Source organism: Afipia sp. GAS231 (assembly GCF_900103365.1).
Classification (GTDB): Bacteria; Pseudomonadota; Alphaproteobacteria; order Rhizobiales; family Xanthobacteraceae; genus Bradyrhizobium.
On record NZ_LT629703.1, the window covers coordinates 1368784 to 1383694 of the forward strand.

Annotated in this window: 14 protein-coding genes; 9 read left to right on the forward strand and 5 right to left on the reverse strand. The window is 62.3% G+C overall.

Annotation, left to right across the window (positions count from 1 at the left end):
- Positions 1-6: 6 nt before the first annotated feature.
- Both BLS26_RS06610 and BLS26_RS06615 read right to left on the reverse strand, forming a co-directional pair.
- Complete coding sequence (locus BLS26_RS06610; RefSeq protein WP_092509495.1) at positions 7-876, reverse strand: branched-chain amino acid ABC transporter permease; 870 nt, start codon at positions 874-876, stop codon at positions 7-9.
- A gap of 178 nt (positions 877-1054) precedes the next feature.
- Positions 1055-2227, reverse strand: a complete 1173-nt coding sequence (locus BLS26_RS06615) for an ABC transporter substrate-binding protein (RefSeq protein ID WP_092509497.1) — start codon at positions 2225-2227, stop codon at positions 1055-1057.
- A 370-nt stretch (positions 2228-2597) separates the two neighbouring features.
- Between BLS26_RS06615 and BLS26_RS06620 the strand changes: the two genes are divergently transcribed.
- Both BLS26_RS06620 and BLS26_RS06625 read left to right on the forward strand, forming a co-directional pair.
- The gene (locus BLS26_RS06620) at positions 2598-2876 is read left to right on the forward strand and encodes a hypothetical protein (RefSeq protein WP_092509499.1); all 279 of its coding nucleotides are present in this window, start codon (positions 2598-2600) and stop codon (positions 2874-2876) included.
- Between the two features lie 207 nt (positions 2877-3083).
- Positions 3084-3671, forward strand: a complete 588-nt coding sequence (locus BLS26_RS06625; protein ID WP_092509501.1) for a DUF2939 domain-containing protein — start codon at positions 3084-3086, stop codon at positions 3669-3671.
- A gap of 19 nt (positions 3672-3690) precedes the next feature.
- On the opposite strand, the gene purU is transcribed toward BLS26_RS06625, so the two are convergent.
- Positions 3691-4554: a formyltetrahydrofolate deformylase gene (gene purU / locus BLS26_RS06630; protein WP_092509503.1), complete on the reverse strand. Its 864-nt coding sequence runs from the start codon at positions 4552-4554 to the stop codon at positions 3691-3693.
- 137 nt (positions 4555-4691) lie between these two features.
- Between purU and BLS26_RS06635 the strand changes: the two genes are divergently transcribed.
- Complete coding sequence (locus BLS26_RS06635) at positions 4692-5540, forward strand: uroporphyrinogen-III synthase (protein WP_092509505.1); 849 nt, start codon at positions 4692-4694, stop codon at positions 5538-5540.
- Positions 5541-5552: 12 nt separating this feature from the next.
- Here the strand turns inward: BLS26_RS06635 and BLS26_RS06640 are convergent, their stop codons facing one another.
- On the reverse strand, positions 5553-6227 hold the full coding sequence (locus BLS26_RS06640) for a Crp/Fnr family transcriptional regulator (protein ID WP_092509507.1): 675 nt from the start codon (positions 6225-6227) through the stop codon (positions 5553-5555).
- A 339-nt stretch (positions 6228-6566) separates the two neighbouring features.
- Here BLS26_RS06640 and BLS26_RS06645 point away from each other — a divergent pair, with 339 nt between their 5' ends.
- The 6 genes from BLS26_RS06645 to BLS26_RS06670 all read left to right on the forward strand — a co-directional run bounded on the left by BLS26_RS06645 (position 6567) and on the right by BLS26_RS06670 (position 13633).
- On the forward strand, positions 6567-7391 hold the full coding sequence (locus tag BLS26_RS06645) for an ABC transporter ATP-binding protein (RefSeq protein WP_092509509.1): 825 nt from the start codon (positions 6567-6569) through the stop codon (positions 7389-7391).
- The gene (locus tag BLS26_RS06650; protein WP_092517718.1) at positions 7388-9319 is read left to right on the forward strand and encodes a long-chain fatty acid--CoA ligase; all 1932 of its coding nucleotides are present in this window, start codon (positions 7388-7390) and stop codon (positions 9317-9319) included. Before BLS26_RS06645 ends, BLS26_RS06650 begins: the two co-directional genes overlap by 4 nt.
- Complete coding sequence (locus tag BLS26_RS06655; RefSeq protein WP_092509511.1) at positions 9316-10209, forward strand: branched-chain amino acid ABC transporter permease; 894 nt, start codon at positions 9316-9318, stop codon at positions 10207-10209. Before BLS26_RS06650 ends, BLS26_RS06655 begins: the two co-directional genes overlap by 4 nt.
- A gap of 3 nt (positions 10210-10212) precedes the next feature.
- Positions 10213-11286: a branched-chain amino acid ABC transporter permease gene (locus tag BLS26_RS06660; protein ID WP_092509514.1), complete on the forward strand. Its 1074-nt coding sequence runs from the start codon at positions 10213-10215 to the stop codon at positions 11284-11286.
- Between the two features lie 55 nt (positions 11287-11341).
- The gene (locus BLS26_RS06665) at positions 11342-12625 is read left to right on the forward strand and encodes an ABC transporter substrate-binding protein (RefSeq protein ID WP_092509516.1); all 1284 of its coding nucleotides are present in this window, start codon (positions 11342-11344) and stop codon (positions 12623-12625) included.
- A gap of 165 nt (positions 12626-12790) precedes the next feature.
- Positions 12791-13633, forward strand: a complete 843-nt coding sequence (locus BLS26_RS06670; protein WP_092509518.1) for an ABC transporter ATP-binding protein — start codon at positions 12791-12793, stop codon at positions 13631-13633.
- 71 nt (positions 13634-13704) lie between these two features.
- Here BLS26_RS06670 and BLS26_RS06675 read toward each other — a convergent pair whose 3' ends face one another.
- Positions 13705-14856 carry an AGE family epimerase/isomerase gene (locus BLS26_RS06675; protein ID WP_092509519.1) on the reverse strand — a complete coding sequence of 384 codons (1152 nt, stop codon included), beginning with the start codon at positions 14854-14856 and terminating at the stop codon, positions 13705-13707.
- Positions 14857-14911: the final 55 nt, after the last annotated feature.

Genomic DNA, 14911 nt, shown 5'->3' on the forward strand with positions numbered 1-14911 from the left:
CGGGGCTCAACGCGCGGCGGTGCGGCCGAACAGGCCGTTCGGACGCCAGATCAGGATCACGATCATCATGGTGTAGATCACGAACGGCCCCATCTTGGGAACGTAGTATTTCCCCGCGACGTCGCCGATGCCGAGCAGCAGCGAGGCCAGGAACGGCCCGGTGATGCTGGAGGAGCCGCCGACGGTCACCACGATCAGAAAGTAGATCATGAATTTCAGCGGGAAGTACGGATCGAGCCCGAGGATCTCGGCGCTGAGCGCGCCGCCGAGGCCCGCAAGGCCGCAACCGAAGGCAAACGTGAACGCAAACACCTGCGGCACGTTGATGCCGAGGCCCGATGCCGCACGGGGGTCATCGACCGCCGCGCGGAGCCGGCTGCCGAAGCGCGTGCGCGCCAAAATCAATTGCAGTGCCACCGTGAGCAGGCCGCAGATCACGACGATCATCAGCCGGTAGCGACCGATGCCGACGCCGAAGAAATCGAACTGGCCTTCGAGGGCCGCCGGCAGCTTGATGAAGATCCGCGACGATCCCATGATGTAGTCGACCGCCGCCACCGACATGAAGACGAGGCCGACCGAGAACAGCACCTGGTCGAGATGGCTGCGGGTGTAGAGATGGCGGTACAGCGCGCGTTCCAGCACGATCCCGATCAGCGCGCTTGCAACAAAGGCCAACGGCAGGGACGCAAAGAACGGCCAGCCGGACTGGTTGACGAGAACGGCACAGACATAGCCGCCGGTCATGGCGAAGGCGCCATGGGCCAGGTTGACGAAGTTCATCAGCCCGAGCGTCACGGCAAGCCCGCAGGCCAGCACGAACAGCAGCATGCCGTAGGCAACACCGTCGAACAGGATGGTGAACAGGGTTGTCATCGAGTCAGCTTGGCCTGCATGGCGATACGAAAACTATAGATCGTCATGGCCGGGCTTGTCTCGGCCATCCACGTCTTCCCGACGTTCGGCAGCGAGAAAGACGTGGATGCCCGGCACAAGGCCGGGCATGACGTGGAGAGAGGCGAGCCAGAACGCGTCCGAAGAGACGACTTCGTCGTCACTTCTTCGTCTTGCCGGAATCCTTCACCGCCTCGAAGGTCGCGAATTCGACGTTGTAGAGTTCGCCGTCGACCTTCTCGACCTTGCGGATATAGATGTTCTGCACGATGTCGCGGGTTTCCGGATCGATCGAAATCGGACCGCGCGGGCTTTCCCACTTCATGCCCTTCATCGCCTCGATTAGCGCATCGCCGTCGGTCTTGCCGCCGGTCTTCTTCAGCGCCTCGTAGATCAGGCGGATGCCGTCATAGCCGCTCACCGCCATGAAGCCCGGACGCGAACCGAACGCCTTCTTGTAGGCGGCGACGAATTCCTTGTTGGCGGCTGACGGATGTGCTGCGGAATACAAATGCGCGGTGACGGTGCCGAGTGCCGCATCGCCCATGCCGTTGAGCAGGTCGTCGTCCATCACGTCGCCGGGGCCAATCACCTTGATCCCCGATTTGTCGAGCCCGCGCTCTGCATATTGCTTCATGAAGTTGCCGCCCTGGCCTGCCGGCACGAACACGAACACGGCGTCCGGCTTGGAGTCCTTCATGCGCTGCAGGAACGGCGCGAAGTCCGGATTGGCCAGGGGCACCTTGACCTCTTCGACAATCTCGCCGCCGCCGGCGGTAAAGTTCTGCTTGAAGAAGGTCAGCGCGTCATTGCCCGGCGCATAGTCGGAGGTCAGCGTCGCCACCTTCTTGATGCCGTTCTTGGCGGCCCAATCGCCGATGATGGTCGACGACTGCGCCAGCGTGAAGCTGGTGCGCACGATATAGGGCGAGCGCTCGGTGATGATCGAGGTGCCCGCCGCCATCACGATTTCGGGAACCTTGGCCTGGGTTGCCAGCGGCGCCGCCGCAAGGGCTGCCGGCGTCACGCCGAAGCCGGCGATGAAGCTGACCTTGTCGTTGACGATCAGTTCCTGCGCGAGGCGCTTGGTATTGTCGGGAACCGCAGCGTCGTCCTTGAGGATGACTTCGATCTTCCGGCCGGCGACGGTATCGCCGTTCTGCTGCATGTAGAGCTTGACGGCGTTGTCGATCTGCTTGCCGGTCGAGGCTTGGCCGCCGGTCATCGGCAGAATCAGGCCGATCTTGACCGCATCTTCGGCTTGCGCCGGTGCAAGGGCCAGAATGCCGGCAACGGCACTTGCGGCCAGCAATAGTTGACTGCGAATGGACATAAAATTGGTCTCCCCCTGATCGGTCTTGTGCCTCGAACCGAGTCCCCGGCCCTTGCCTCACCATAGCCCAGATTTTTCGGCCGTGTAGCGCCGCGACATGACGTCCTCCGGCGGCGTATTGTCCAGTCAGACTAAGGGCGTGCCCCTGCCGCAAGGCAGACTTTTCGCCCGTAACGGTACACGCAGGTGTTAGGTATCATGATACAATCGAAGCCACCACCTGCTCGGCCTGTCGCTTCCGGATAAGCGCTCCGGCATTTGTACGATTGTACAAATAAAATGGTCCTGTCAACGGAAACGCCAGGGTCTGGGCCGGCGCCAAGGCGCGCAGTCCATCATCCGTAAAGATCAAAGTTGTAATTTGCCGCCGATGCCGATCAGAGCCCGCCATATCGCCGCACTCGTTGCCGTTGCCCTGGCATGCCTTGGCTTGAGCGGGTGCGGGACCATCAACGAAAAACTCGCCGCCGGCATGAGCGACTCGATCCCGGCATGGGCCGGTGGCCTGCCCGCGGACGCACCGCCGCGCCCGGGCACCGCGAAATACGACGAGTACATGAAGGAGCGCGAGCGCAAGCGCCTGATGCCGGCAGCGGAACGCCCGGAGGAGGCCAAGCCTGTTTCCTCTTCGAATGATGCGATTCACTGACATTCAAATCGCACTGATTGCAGCGTCGCCGGGAACTGGTTCCAGCAGGGAACACACCACAAAATCGCCGCTGGCATCGTGCCGTCACGCATGCAATACCGCGTCGTCGCCTTTGCGGCATTTCTTCAACATTAGAACAGTCTCGCACGGCGACCGTCGTTGCGCCGCCGGTAACGGCACCGCACGCTGTGCGAACAGGATTTTCCGATGCGCTGGTTTCTCAGCACGATTGCCGCTCTCATTGTCGCCGTTGCGATCTATCTCGGACTGGCGGCGTCCTCGCTCACCACGCTGGCGTCGGCCGCACGCGCCGGCGATATCACGAAGATCCTCGAGAAGACCGACGTCAAGGCGGTCAGCCGATCGCTGACCAACCAGATCGTCAACGCCTATCTCGATCGCATCGGCGCCACGCGCAAGGTCGGCGCGATGGAAAAGATGCTGATCAACACCTATGGCGCGACCATCGCGGATGCGATGGCGGCCAAGATGCTGACGGCCGACAACCTCACGCAGATATTGAAAAACGGCAAGGTCGACGCTTCACAGGGACTGCCGTCGTTTGCCGGCCTGCCGGCCTTGGGCGATTTGCACACCGGAAACTGGCTGGCGCTGCTCGGACGGGTCAATTTCATCCAGCCGGTGCTGCTCGGCATCCGCGTCAGCGAAAAGTCCGACCCGGAAAGCTACGCCGCGATCAACCTGCACTTCGAGGGAACCGAATGGCGGCTTTCCGGCATCGAATTGCCGAAGCCGATCGTTCGCACCCTCGCCGCGAGCCTGCCGGTCAAATAGACGCGGATCACAACTCGCATCAATCCATGAACACCACGGTCTTGCGGCCGTTGAGGATGACGCGGTCCTCGAGGTGGTGGCGCATCGCACGCGCCAGCACGCGACGTTCGATGTCGCGGCCCTTGCGCGACAGGTCTTCCGGCATGTCGCGGTGGCTGATGCGCTCGACGTCCTGGTCGATGATCGGGCCTTCGTCGAGATCGCGGGTGACGTAATGCGCGGTGGCGCCGATCAGCTTGACGCCGCGCTCATGCGCCTGGTGGTAGGGACGCGCGCCCTTGAAGCCCGGCAAAAATGAGTGATGGATGTTGATGCAGCGTCCCGACAGGCTTGCCGACATCTCGTCCGACAGGATCTGCATGTAGCGCGCCAGCACCACGAGATCGGTATGGCTGTCCTGAACCAGTTTCAGGATCGCCTGTTCCTGCTCGCGCTTGGTTTCCTTGGTGACCGGCAGATAGTGAAACGGAATTTCGCCGAAATCGAGCGAGCCATAGGCCTCACGCGGATGGTTGGAGACAACAGCGGTCGGGATCATCTGAAGTTCGCCGGTGCGCCAGCGGTAGAGAATGTCGACCAGGCAGTGATCGGATTTGGAAACCAGCAGCATCACACGGCGGTTATTGGCGCGGTCGCGCATCTGCCAGTCCATGCTGAAACGATCGGCAATGGCGGTAAAGCCGGTCTGCAACGCCTGCAATTCCACTGCGAGATCGGCAGCGGCAAAGACCACCCGCATGAAGAACTTGTTGGTCTCGACGTCGTCGAACTGCTGGGCATCCAGGATGTTCTGGCCGTTATGCGCAAGAAAGGTCGATACCGCGGAAACGATGCCGGGGCGATCCGGACAGGACAGGGTCAGGACGAACTGATGATCGGGCATGGCTGATTTGATTACAATTAAGGCAGAGAGGAAGCGGCAATTTGCGCCCTGCTCTATCACCGCCGACGCGCTTGCGCCAATCCCGAAAGGAGGGTCAGGATGAACAAATCGCGGACGATTTGCGTTAGGATTCGATCATGGCTGACAGACTGAACGGGTACCGCATCCTGATCCTGGAAACGCGTGAAGAGGCGCAGTTTTCGCGACTGCTCACCGAGCAGGGCGCCGACGTCTTGCAATGCCCGATGTTCACGATTCACGACGCGCCTGATCCGGCGCCGATCGAAGCCTGGATCGGGCGATTCATCGCAAAACCCTGCGACGACATGGTGCTGATGACCGGCGAAGGCTTGCGCCGGCTGATGAAGGTGGTGCGGCGCATCGGCGTCGAACCGGCCTTCGTCACGGCGCTCGGAAGCGCTCGAAAATTCATTCGCGGTCCGAAGCCCGGCAAGGCGCTACGCGAAATCGGGCTGGAGCCGCAGGTGACGACGGAAAAGCCGACCTCTGAGGGCGTTGCCGAAATGCTGTCGCGCCACGATTTGCGCGGCCGACGCGTCGGCCTGCAGCTCTATCCGGACAAGGATCACGGGGTGCTGATCGGCGCCATCAAGGCCCAAGGCGTGTCTGAAATCGATACTGTGCTGCCCTACGCCTATGACGCGCAGGCCGCCGACGCCAATATCGTTGTTGCCATCGACGAAATGGCCGAGGGGCGGATCGATGCGATCGCGTTGACCAACCTCGGTCAGGTCCGCCGCCTGGTCGAAGTCGCCCGCGCCCGCGGCTGCGAGGACCGCTTGCGGCAAGGACTTGGGCAAACCCCGATCGCCTCGGTCGGACCGGCGGTGTCGGATGAACTCAAGGCGCAGGGCTTGCGCACCGATATCTATCCGGCCGACGACGCCTTCTTCATGCGGCCGCTGATCTCGGCGATGGCGACCGCGCTGGCGAAACATCCGCCGCGGGCTGTCGGATCACGCTGACTCTCGTGCAGCCTACTCGCCGTAGTGTCGCAAGCGTTCGAGGTCGAGGACGGTGACGCCGCCATATTCCAAGCGCAGCAGCCCCTGCTGCTCCAGCCGCTTCAGGCACTGGTTGGCATTCTGCCGGGAGATGCCGGAGAGCGCCCCGATCTCTTCCTGCGTGATTTCGAGATGCGGCGTCAGGTCCGGATAGAGAATCGGATTGAACAGCGAGGCGATCGAGCGGGCCAGCCGCGCGGTCGCATCGAGCGTGCGGCCATATTCCAATAGCCCGATGAACTGCCCGAGACGTTCGTTGAGCTGTCCGACCAGGAAGCGATTGAAGCCGACGCTGTTCTCGAACAGCCACAGGAACGTGCTGCGGTTCATCATCGCAATCCTGGTATCGCGCAGCGCCACCACGTCGTAGCGCCGCGGCTCGTTCTTCAGCACGGTGCCCTCGCCGAACCATGCGCCGGCGGTGAGACCGGCAAAGCTCGCGGCCTTGCCGCCGCGGGAGACGATGCCCATCCGCGCCAGACCGCTGACGACGCCGGTCCAGTAGTCGAACTGATCGCCGCGCATGAAGATGAATTCATCGGCGCGGTAGGATTTTTCGACGATACCGGCGCGCGCGATCTCGATCTCGCGCTCGCTGAGCTCGCGCGACCACGCCGCTATCCGCTTCAGATAATCCGGGGCAATCATTGCTTCATCGACCGTCGCCCGTGGCCCCAACTCTCATATTGCACTGCAACAATCACCCGTACGCGCATCCGACTTCACGAAATTTGCTGGCCAATTGTCAGCCACAAGACATTTCAACGTATCGCTTTCCCTTATTGAGGGCCACCTCGTGCCGGCTCGCCGATGGTCCCGTCTGATGGCACGGGAACGGCCGGTATGCGGGGTGCGGCGTTACCGCGCAGCGGCTTCGGTCCGACGTCAATAGTCGGATGGCCTCGCGGGTGCCGCCGATGTAGGATCGCACCATCGTGTGCAAACATAGATAAAGAGCGCGCAAAGCGCCGTATCTGGAGGAATGGGTTGGCTTACTCTTTGGAAGTGCGCGGGGTGTCACTGCGCTTTGGTGGCGTCCGTGCGCTGACCGAAGTCAGTTTCGGCGTCAATGATGGCGAGCTGTTCTCGATCATCGGGCCGAACGGCGCCGGCAAGACCTCGATCGTCAATTGCATCTCGGGCCGCTACAAGCCGACCGAAGGCCAGTTGTTCTATCGCGGCAAGGACATTACGGGCCTGAACCCGAACGCGCGTCCGTCGCTCGGTATCGGCCGCACCTTTCAGAATCTGGCGCTGTTCCACCACATGAGCGTGCTCGACAACATCATGGTCGGGCGGCACCACCTGCTGAAGAACAATTTCATCACGGGATCGCTGTACTGGCTGACCGGCGCGCGGCGCGAGGAGCTTGAGCACCGCCGCAAGGTGGAGGAAATCATCGACTTCCTCGACCTCCAGTCGGTCCGCAAGGCGACCGCCGGCACCCTGCCCTACGGCCTGCGCAAGCGCGTCGAGCTTGCCCGCGCGATGGCGCTGGAGCCGCAGTTGATCCTGCTCGACGAGCCCATGGCCGGTATGAACTTCGAAGAAAAAGAGGATATGGCGCGCTACATCGTCGATCTCAACGAAGAGTTCGGCATGACCGTGATGATGATCGAGCACGACATGGGCGTAGTCATGGATATCTCCCATCGCGTCATGGTGCTGGATTTTGGCCGCAAGATCGCCGAAGGCGATCCGGCTGCCGTGCTGGCCGATCCCCATGTCAAGCGCGCCTATCTCGGCGAAGAGGACGAGGTCCTCGTCGATCCCGACGACAAGCCCGCCGCCGCTCCGGAGTGCGCGGCATGATGGATTACGCGGGCCGTGTCGCCCAAGCCGACACCTATCCGAAAATGTTGCGCCTCAACGCCAAGGAGCACGGCGGCGAGATTGCGCTGCGCGAGAAAGATCTCGGGCTGTGGCGCATCTTCACCTGGAACGATTATCAGACACGCGTCCATGATTTCGCGCTCGGCATGGTCGAACTCGGCCTCGGGCGCGGCGACGTCATCGGCGTGATCGGCGACAACCGGCCGGATTGGGTCGCGGCCGAAATCGCAACCCACGCCATCGGCGCCATGAGCCTCGGCCTTTATCGCGACGTGCTCGACGAGGAAGCGGCGTATTTGCTCAGTTACGGCGAGGCCAAACTGGTATTTGCCGAGGACGAAGAGCAGGTCGACAAGCTGCTGGCGCTGGCCGAGCGCGTGCCGAACCTCAAGCACATCGTCTATTCCGATCCGCGCGGCATGCGGAAGTATGAAGATCCGCGGCTGATGGAAGCCGGGAAGCTGGCGGATATGGGTCGCGAGCGCGCCGCACGCGAGCCCGGGCTCTACGACCGCCTGGTCGATCAAACCAAGGGCGAGGACGTCGCGATCCTCTGCACCACTTCGGGCACCACGGCCAATCCGAAGCTCGCGATGCTCGCTGCCGGTCGTGTGCTGAAACATTGCGCGACGTATCTCTCGTTCGATCCGAAGGGACCGGACGACGAATACGTCTCGGTGCTGCCGCTGCCGTGGATCATGGAGCAGGTCTACGTGCTCGGCAAAGGCCTGCTGTGCCGGATGAAGGTCAACTTCGTCGAAGAGCCCGACACCATGATGAACGATTTCCGCGAGATCGCGCCGACCTTCGTGCTGTTCGCACCAAGGGTCTGGGAATCGATCGCCGCCGACGTCCGCGCCGGCGTGATGGACTCCTCACCTCTGAAACAGAAGCTCTACAACCTCGGCATGAAGACCGGCCTCTCGGCGCTTGTCGAAGGCAAGCACTCGATGCTGGCCGACAAGGTGCTGTTCCGCGCGCTGCGCGACCGCCTCGGCTTCACGCGGCTGCGCTCAGCGGCGACCGGAGGTGCTGCGCTCGGGCCTGATACCTTCAAGTTCTTCCAGGCCATGGGCGTGCCGCTGCGCACGCTCTACGGCCAGACCGAACTGCTGGGCGCTTACACGCTGCACCCGGCCGGCAAGGTCGATCCGGACACGACCGGCGTGCCGATGGCCGCCGATATCGAGATCAAGATCGACAAGCCCGACATCGCAGGGGTTGGTGAAATCGTGGTACGCCATCCCAACATGTATCTCGGCTATTACAAGAATCCGGAAGCCTCCGCCGCCGACATGAAGGACGGCTGGATGCATTCCGGCGACGCCGGCTATTTCAACGACAACAAGCAGCTCGTCGTCATCGACCGCATCAAGGATCTCGCCGAGACCTCGCGCGGCGAACGCTTCTCGCCGCAATATCTGGAAAACAAGCTGAAGTTCTCGCCCTACATCGCCGAGACGGTGGTGCTGGGCGCCGGCCGCGATGCGCTGGCGGCGATGATCTGCATCCGCTACTCGATCATCTCGAAATGGGCGGAGAAGAACCGCATCTCGTTTACCACCTATACCGACCTCGCCTCGCGCCCGGAGGTCTATGATCTCGTGCGCAAGGAAGTCGAGACCGTCAACGCCACGCTGCCGCCGGCGCAACGCATTTCGCGCTTCCTGCTGCTCTACAAGGAACTCGACGCCGACGACGGCGAGCTGACCCGCACCCGGAAAGTCCGCCGCAGCGTCATCAATGAAAAATACGCCGGGATTATCGATGCGATCTACGGCGGCAAGCGCGACATCCCGGTCGATACCGTGATCCGCTTCCAGGACGGCACCACCCAGCGCATCCGCACCACGCTGCGGGTGGTCGATCTCGCGCATGATATGCCGGTCGCGGAGGCCGCGGAATGAACATCCATTTCCTGATCCAGCTTCTGGTCAACGGCCTCGTGGTCGGCACGCTCTATGGCGTAGTCGCGATGTCGTTCGTGCTGATCTACAAGGCGACGCAGGTGGTGAATTTCGCGCAAGGCGAATTGCTGCTGATCGGCGCATGGGTGTGCTGGGCGCTGCTCGCGAAATACCAGGTGCCGTTCTGGATCGGCATGCCGCTGACGCTGGTGTTCATGTTCGTGTTTGGGATCGCGATCCAGATCCTGATCCTGCGCCCGATGATCGGCGAGCCGATCATCTCCGTCATCATGGTCACCATCGGTCTCTCAACCGTGTTCCAGGCCGCATTGAAGTGGATGTTCGGCGTCAACCCGCAGCCGTTCCCGCGCGTGTTCGAGAGCCAGTCCGTCAGTTTCCTCGGCCTGCAGATCCAGACCGTCTATGTGATGAGCCTCGTGGTATCGGTCGCGATGATGATCGGCATGGCCTGGTTCTTCCGCGCCTCCAAATATGGCCTCGCGATGCGTGCCACCGCCTTCAACCAGCAGGTGGCGCAGTCGCTGGGTATCTCGGTGAAAAACGTGTTCGCGATGGCCTGGGCGATTTCGGCCATGGTATCGGCGGTCGCGGGCGTCGTGGTCGCCGTCGTCAACGGCGTATCCTCCGGCCTCTCCGCTTACGGCATCAAGGTATTTCCGGCCGCGATCCTCGGTGGCCTCGATTCGATCGGCGGCGCCGTGGTCGGCGGCATCATCATCGGTCTCTTGGAAAACGTCGCGCAATATGTCGACAGCGAATATCTGCACTGGGGCAATCTCTACGAAATCGCGCCGTTCTACGTGCTGATCATTATCCTGATGATCAAGCCCTATGGGCTGTTCGGCACCAAAGACATCGAGCGGGTGTAATTCATGGCTGGCCCTTCCCTCATCCCGTCCGGCGACTTCCGCACCACCTATGCGGCGGACACCACGATCTTTCCGACCACGACCAGTCGCAACTTTGCGATTGCCGGCATCATCCTGGTTTGTTTCGCGCCGCTGGTGTTCAGCAACTACTGGCTCAGCATATCGATCCAGATCGGCATCTTTGCCATTGCGGCGCTCGGCCTCAACATCCTGGTTGGATTCACCGGCCAGATCTCGATCGGCCACGCCGCGTTCTTCCTGTTCGGAGCCTTCACCTCGGCCTACATCTCCAACACTGTGCCGATCCCGGTGTTCTTCGCCATTCCGCTTGCGGGTGTCATCACCGCGCTGGTCGGGCTGATCTTCGGCCTGCCGGCGGCGCGGCTGAAGGGGCTTTATCTCGTCATCGCAACGCTCGCCGCGCAATACATCCTGCTGGATTTCTTCTCGCGCGCCGACTGGTTCTCCGGCGGCTCGGTGCCGGCCAGCGCCAATCCGTTCTCGATCTTCGGCTATACGTTCCGCGGCGATAAACAATATTTCTACGTGGTGCTGGCCTATCTCGTGATCAGTTTTCTGCTGGTGACCAACCTGATGCGCACCCGCGACGGCCGCGCGCTGGTCGCGATCCGCGATCATTATCTCTCCGCCGAGATCATGGGCATCAACCTTACCAAATACCGCACGCTGTCGTTCGGGCTCGCCGCCTTCTTCGCCGGCATCGCCGGCGCGCTGTACGCGCACTATCAGCTCGTCGTCTCCAATGAAGGTTTCGGCATCGAGCGCTCGATCCTGTTCCTGGCGATGATCATCATCGGCGGTACCGGATCGGTGATGGGCACGCTGATGGGTACCGCGTTCGTGGTGTTGCTGCCGGAATCGATGGAGTGGCTCAGCTCCGGCCTGAAGGGCAGCGCGATCGACAAGGCGCTGTCGCTCAACAACAACATCACCTTTTTGCGCGAGATCACGATCGGGCTGATCATCATCGGATTCCTGATGTTTGAGCCGGACGGGCTTGCGCATCGCTGGCGGCAGATCAAGACCTACTGGAAACTCTACCCGTTCTCGCATTGAGGCGGGAACTGGAGCGACGACAACGAACTCAACAAAAGACCGGAGGAAAATGTCTATGACGATGAAATCCCTTTTGAGCACCGTTTCACTGGCGCTGCTGATCGGCGGCGCTTCCGCAACCGCTCAGGCGCAAATTGCGATCGGCCATCTGCAGGATCTGTCGGGCGGCACCGCCGACGTCGGCACCCCCTACGGCCAGGGCGTCGCGGACACCTTCGCTTGGGTCAACAAGAACGGCGGCGTCGGCGGCAAGCCGCTCAATGTCGACAGCAACGACTACGGCTACCAGGTGCCGCGCGCGATCGCGCTCTACAAGAAATGGTCGGCACCCGATGCCAAGGTCGCCGCGATCATGGGCTGGGGCACCGCGGATACCGAGGCGCTCACCGGCTTCCTCGCGCAGGACAAGATCCCCGACATCTCCGGCTCCTACGCCGCCGCACTGACCGATCCGGAAGGCACCAGCGGCAAGGCCAAGCCGGCGCCGTATAATTTCTTCTACGGCCCGAGCTATTCAGATGCGCTCCGTGCCGAATTGACCTGGGCGGCCGAGGACTGGAAGGCCAAGGGCAAGCCCGGCAAGCCGAAGTTCGTCCACATGGGCGCCAACCACCCCTACCCGAACGCCCCGAAGGCCGCCGGCGAGGTGCTCGCCACCGAACTCGGCTTCGAGGTGCTGCCGCCGCTGGTGTTCGCGCTTTCGCCGGGCGACTACAGCGCGCAGTGCCTCAGCCTGAAGAGCGCCGGCGCCAATTACGCTTATTTGGGCAATACCGCCGCCTCCAATATCTCCGTGATGAAGGCCTGCAAAACCGCTGGCGTCGACGTTCAGTTCCTCAGCAACGTCTGGGGTATGGACGAGAATGCCGCCAAGACCGCGGGCGATGCGGCCGACGGCGTCATCTTCCCGCTGCGGACCGCCGTAGCGTGGGGCGGCAATGCGCCGGGCATGAAGACCGTGATCGAAATCTCGAAAATGTCCGACCCCTCAGGCAAGGTCTATCGTCCCGTGCACTACATCGCCGGCGTCTGCAGCGCGCTGTATCTGAAGGAAGCGCTCGACTGGGCCGCCAAGAACGGCGGCGCCACCGGCGAGAACGTCGCCAAGGGCTTCTACCAGAAGAAGGATTGGGTGCCGGCCGGCATGGAGGGGGTCTGCAATCCCTCGACCTGGACCGAAAAGGATCACCGCCCGACCACGAAGGTCGATCTGTATCGCTCGAAAGTATCGGGCGCGACCGATGGCGACATCAACGACGTCATGGCCAAGGGCACCATCAAGCTCGAGAAGGTCAAGACCGTCGAACTGCCGCGCAAGCCGGAATGGTTTGGCTGGTAAGCTGAGACTGAACGTCACGAACACAGGACGTCATCCCCCGCCTCGTACGCAATTGCACACTGGAGCGGGGGATCCAGTACGCCGCGCCATCGCGGAATAACTCAGACGTCAGTGGAATACTGGGTCACCCGCCTTCGCGGGTGACGACAGCGAGAGTGAACGGACATGATTGAAACCGTCGATACCGCCCGCCCGGCGCCAGCCGTCGCCACCGCCCCCGCGCCGCTGCTCAGCGTGCGCAACATCGAGGTGGTGTATGACGACGTCATTCTGGTGCTGCGCGGGCTGAGCCTCGACGTGCCCAAGGGCGCGATCGTGGCGCTGCTGGGCGCCAACGGCGCCGGCAAGTCGACGACGCTGAAGGCGATCTCGGGCCTGCTCAAGACCGAGGACGGCGAAGTCACCCGCGGTGAAATCGTGTTCGATGGCGAGCGCATCAACGGCATCGATCCCGACAAGATCGTCCGCCGCGGCATCTTCCAGGTGATGGAAGGCCGCCGCATCATCTCCGACATGACGTCGCTGGAAAACCTGCGGCTCGGCGCCTTTACCCGCAGCGACAATGAGGTCGGCGACGACATCGACATGGTCTTCAAGTATTTCCCGCGCCTGAAGGAACGCACCGGCCTCGCCGGCTATCTCTCCGGCGGCGAACAGCAGATGCTGGCGATCGGCCGCGCGCTGATGGCGCGCCCCAAGATGATCCTGATGGACGAGCCGTCGATGGGGCTGTCGCCGCTGCTGGTCAAGGAAGTGTTCGCCATCATCAAGGAGATCAACCGCGACCTCGGGGTCACCATCCTGCTGGTGGAGCAGAACGCGCGCGCCGCACTTTCGGTCGCCAGCCACGGCTACATCATGGAACAGGGCAAGGTGGTGCTCGACGGCTCGGCCGACGAACTGCGCGACAACGAGGACGTCAAGGAGTTCTACCTCGGCGGCGCCGGCGACCAGCGCAAGAGTTTTAAAAACCTGAAGAGCTTCAAACGGCGGAAGCGGTGGCTGTGAAGGCTACAGAGCGTTTTCAAGCGAAGTGGGAACCGGTTCGCGTCAAGAAAACGCGTCAAAACAAAAGGCGTTTACCCGAGCACCTGCTCTGCCTCCGTCACCGCGCAGAGCACGTGATAGAACGACGACGCGGGAATCGTGGCGACCAGCGAGTTGCCGTCGCGGTCGAATTGATCGTACCAGCCGCCGGCCACGGGATGGCAGAGGTAATGCCGCTCCAGCCGCACCAGCGCCATCAGCGCCTCGTCGGCGGCACCGGCCTCACCTGCCTCCGCTTGCGCGATCCACGCTTTGGCAATTTCGGTCTGCGGCCACAGCCGTCGCGTATGACGCTTGACGTTGCCGGCGGTGTCGCCCTCGTCGACCAGACAGCCCGTCGCCTCGTCACGGTAGCGCAGCGCCGACGCCAAGAGCTCGCCGCGAAAACGTGCGGTCGGACAGCCTGTGATGCGCTCGAATCCTTTCAGCAGCCAGGCCCATTCCGCCTGATGTCCGGGCTCGATGCTGACAGGCTCGATCCTCGACCAGTCCTCTTCAAAATATTCGCCGAGCAGTTGCTTCTGCTTGTCGTAGAGGTTGGCGAGAAACAGCGCGAAGAAATCACCGGCGCGGTTCTGGAACACCGGCTCGTGGGTCGCGTCGAACACCGCGATCATCGCCTCGAACAGATGCATCTGCGGATTCTGCCGCCGCGGCATCGACGCCGGCAAGCCTTCGTGAAAGCCGCCGTTCGGCGAGCGCAGCTGGGTATCCAGGAAATAACAGAGCGCGTCGATCTCGGCGCGAACCTGCGCGTCGCGATCCAGCGCGTAGACCGTCGCAAGCGCCAGCAGCACGAAGGCGTGGTCATAGGTATCGCGCAACGGCTTGAGCACGGCGCCTTCAGGCGTCAGGACATGGACGAAGCCGGGCTTGCCGTCGGGGCTTTTGGCCTTGGTCAACAGGTAATCCAGCCCCTTCAGCGCCACCTCGCGGCCTTGCGAATACCAGCCCATCTGTGCGGCCTTGGCGAAACAGTAGATCTGCCGGGCCTGCACCAGAATACGGCGTGGCGCTGCGACGTCGGCACGTCCGTCCGGCGTGAGCCGGTCGATAAAGCCGCCCGTCTTCGGATCCCAGCCTTCGCCAGACCACAGCGGCAATGCATGGTCGATCATGCGGCCCTTCAGCCGCGCGATGACGTCGACCGAATCCTCCGCCGCAGCAGTTTGTGCATCAGCCATCGCGTTCTCCGAGGCAACTCCAACACCGATAGAAGCCGCCGTCTGATAGCACGTC

What these genes read in the sequence shown, in the direction of transcription:
- BLS26_RS06620 (WP_092509499.1), top strand. Translation starts at nt 2,598, where the DNA reads ATGCCGATCAGAGCCCGCCATATCGCCGCACTCGTTGCCGTTGCCCTG.
- BLS26_RS06640 (WP_092509507.1), bottom strand. Translation starts at nt 6,227, where the DNA reads ATGATTGCCCCGGATTATCTGAAGCGGATAGCGGCGTGGTCGCGCGAG.
- BLS26_RS06675 (WP_092509519.1), bottom strand. Translation starts at nt 14,856, where the DNA reads ATGGCTGATGCACAAACTGCTGCGGCGGAGGATTCGGTCGACGTCATC.
- BLS26_RS06625 (WP_092509501.1), top strand. Translation starts at nt 3,084, where the DNA reads ATGCGCTGGTTTCTCAGCACGATTGCCGCTCTCATTGTCGCCGTTGCG.
- purU (WP_092509503.1), bottom strand. Translation starts at nt 4,554, where the DNA reads ATGCCCGATCATCAGTTCGTCCTGACCCTGTCCTGTCCGGATCGCCCC.
- BLS26_RS06655 (WP_092509511.1), top strand. Translation starts at nt 9,316, where the DNA reads ATGAACATCCATTTCCTGATCCAGCTTCTGGTCAACGGCCTCGTGGTC.
- BLS26_RS06660 (WP_092509514.1), top strand. Translation starts at nt 10,213, where the DNA reads ATGGCTGGCCCTTCCCTCATCCCGTCCGGCGACTTCCGCACCACCTAT.
- BLS26_RS06665 (WP_092509516.1), top strand. Translation starts at nt 11,342, where the DNA reads ATGACGATGAAATCCCTTTTGAGCACCGTTTCACTGGCGCTGCTGATC.
- BLS26_RS06610 (WP_092509495.1), bottom strand. Translation starts at nt 876, where the DNA reads ATGACAACCCTGTTCACCATCCTGTTCGACGGTGTTGCCTACGGCATG.
- BLS26_RS06670 (WP_092509518.1), top strand. Translation starts at nt 12,791, where the DNA reads ATGATTGAAACCGTCGATACCGCCCGCCCGGCGCCAGCCGTCGCCACC.
- BLS26_RS06615 (WP_092509497.1), bottom strand. Translation starts at nt 2,227, where the DNA reads ATGTCCATTCGCAGTCAACTATTGCTGGCCGCAAGTGCCGTTGCCGGC.
- BLS26_RS06650 (WP_092517718.1), top strand. Translation starts at nt 7,388, where the DNA reads ATGATGGATTACGCGGGCCGTGTCGCCCAAGCCGACACCTATCCGAAA.
- BLS26_RS06635 (WP_092509505.1), top strand. Translation starts at nt 4,692, where the DNA reads ATGGCTGACAGACTGAACGGGTACCGCATCCTGATCCTGGAAACGCGT.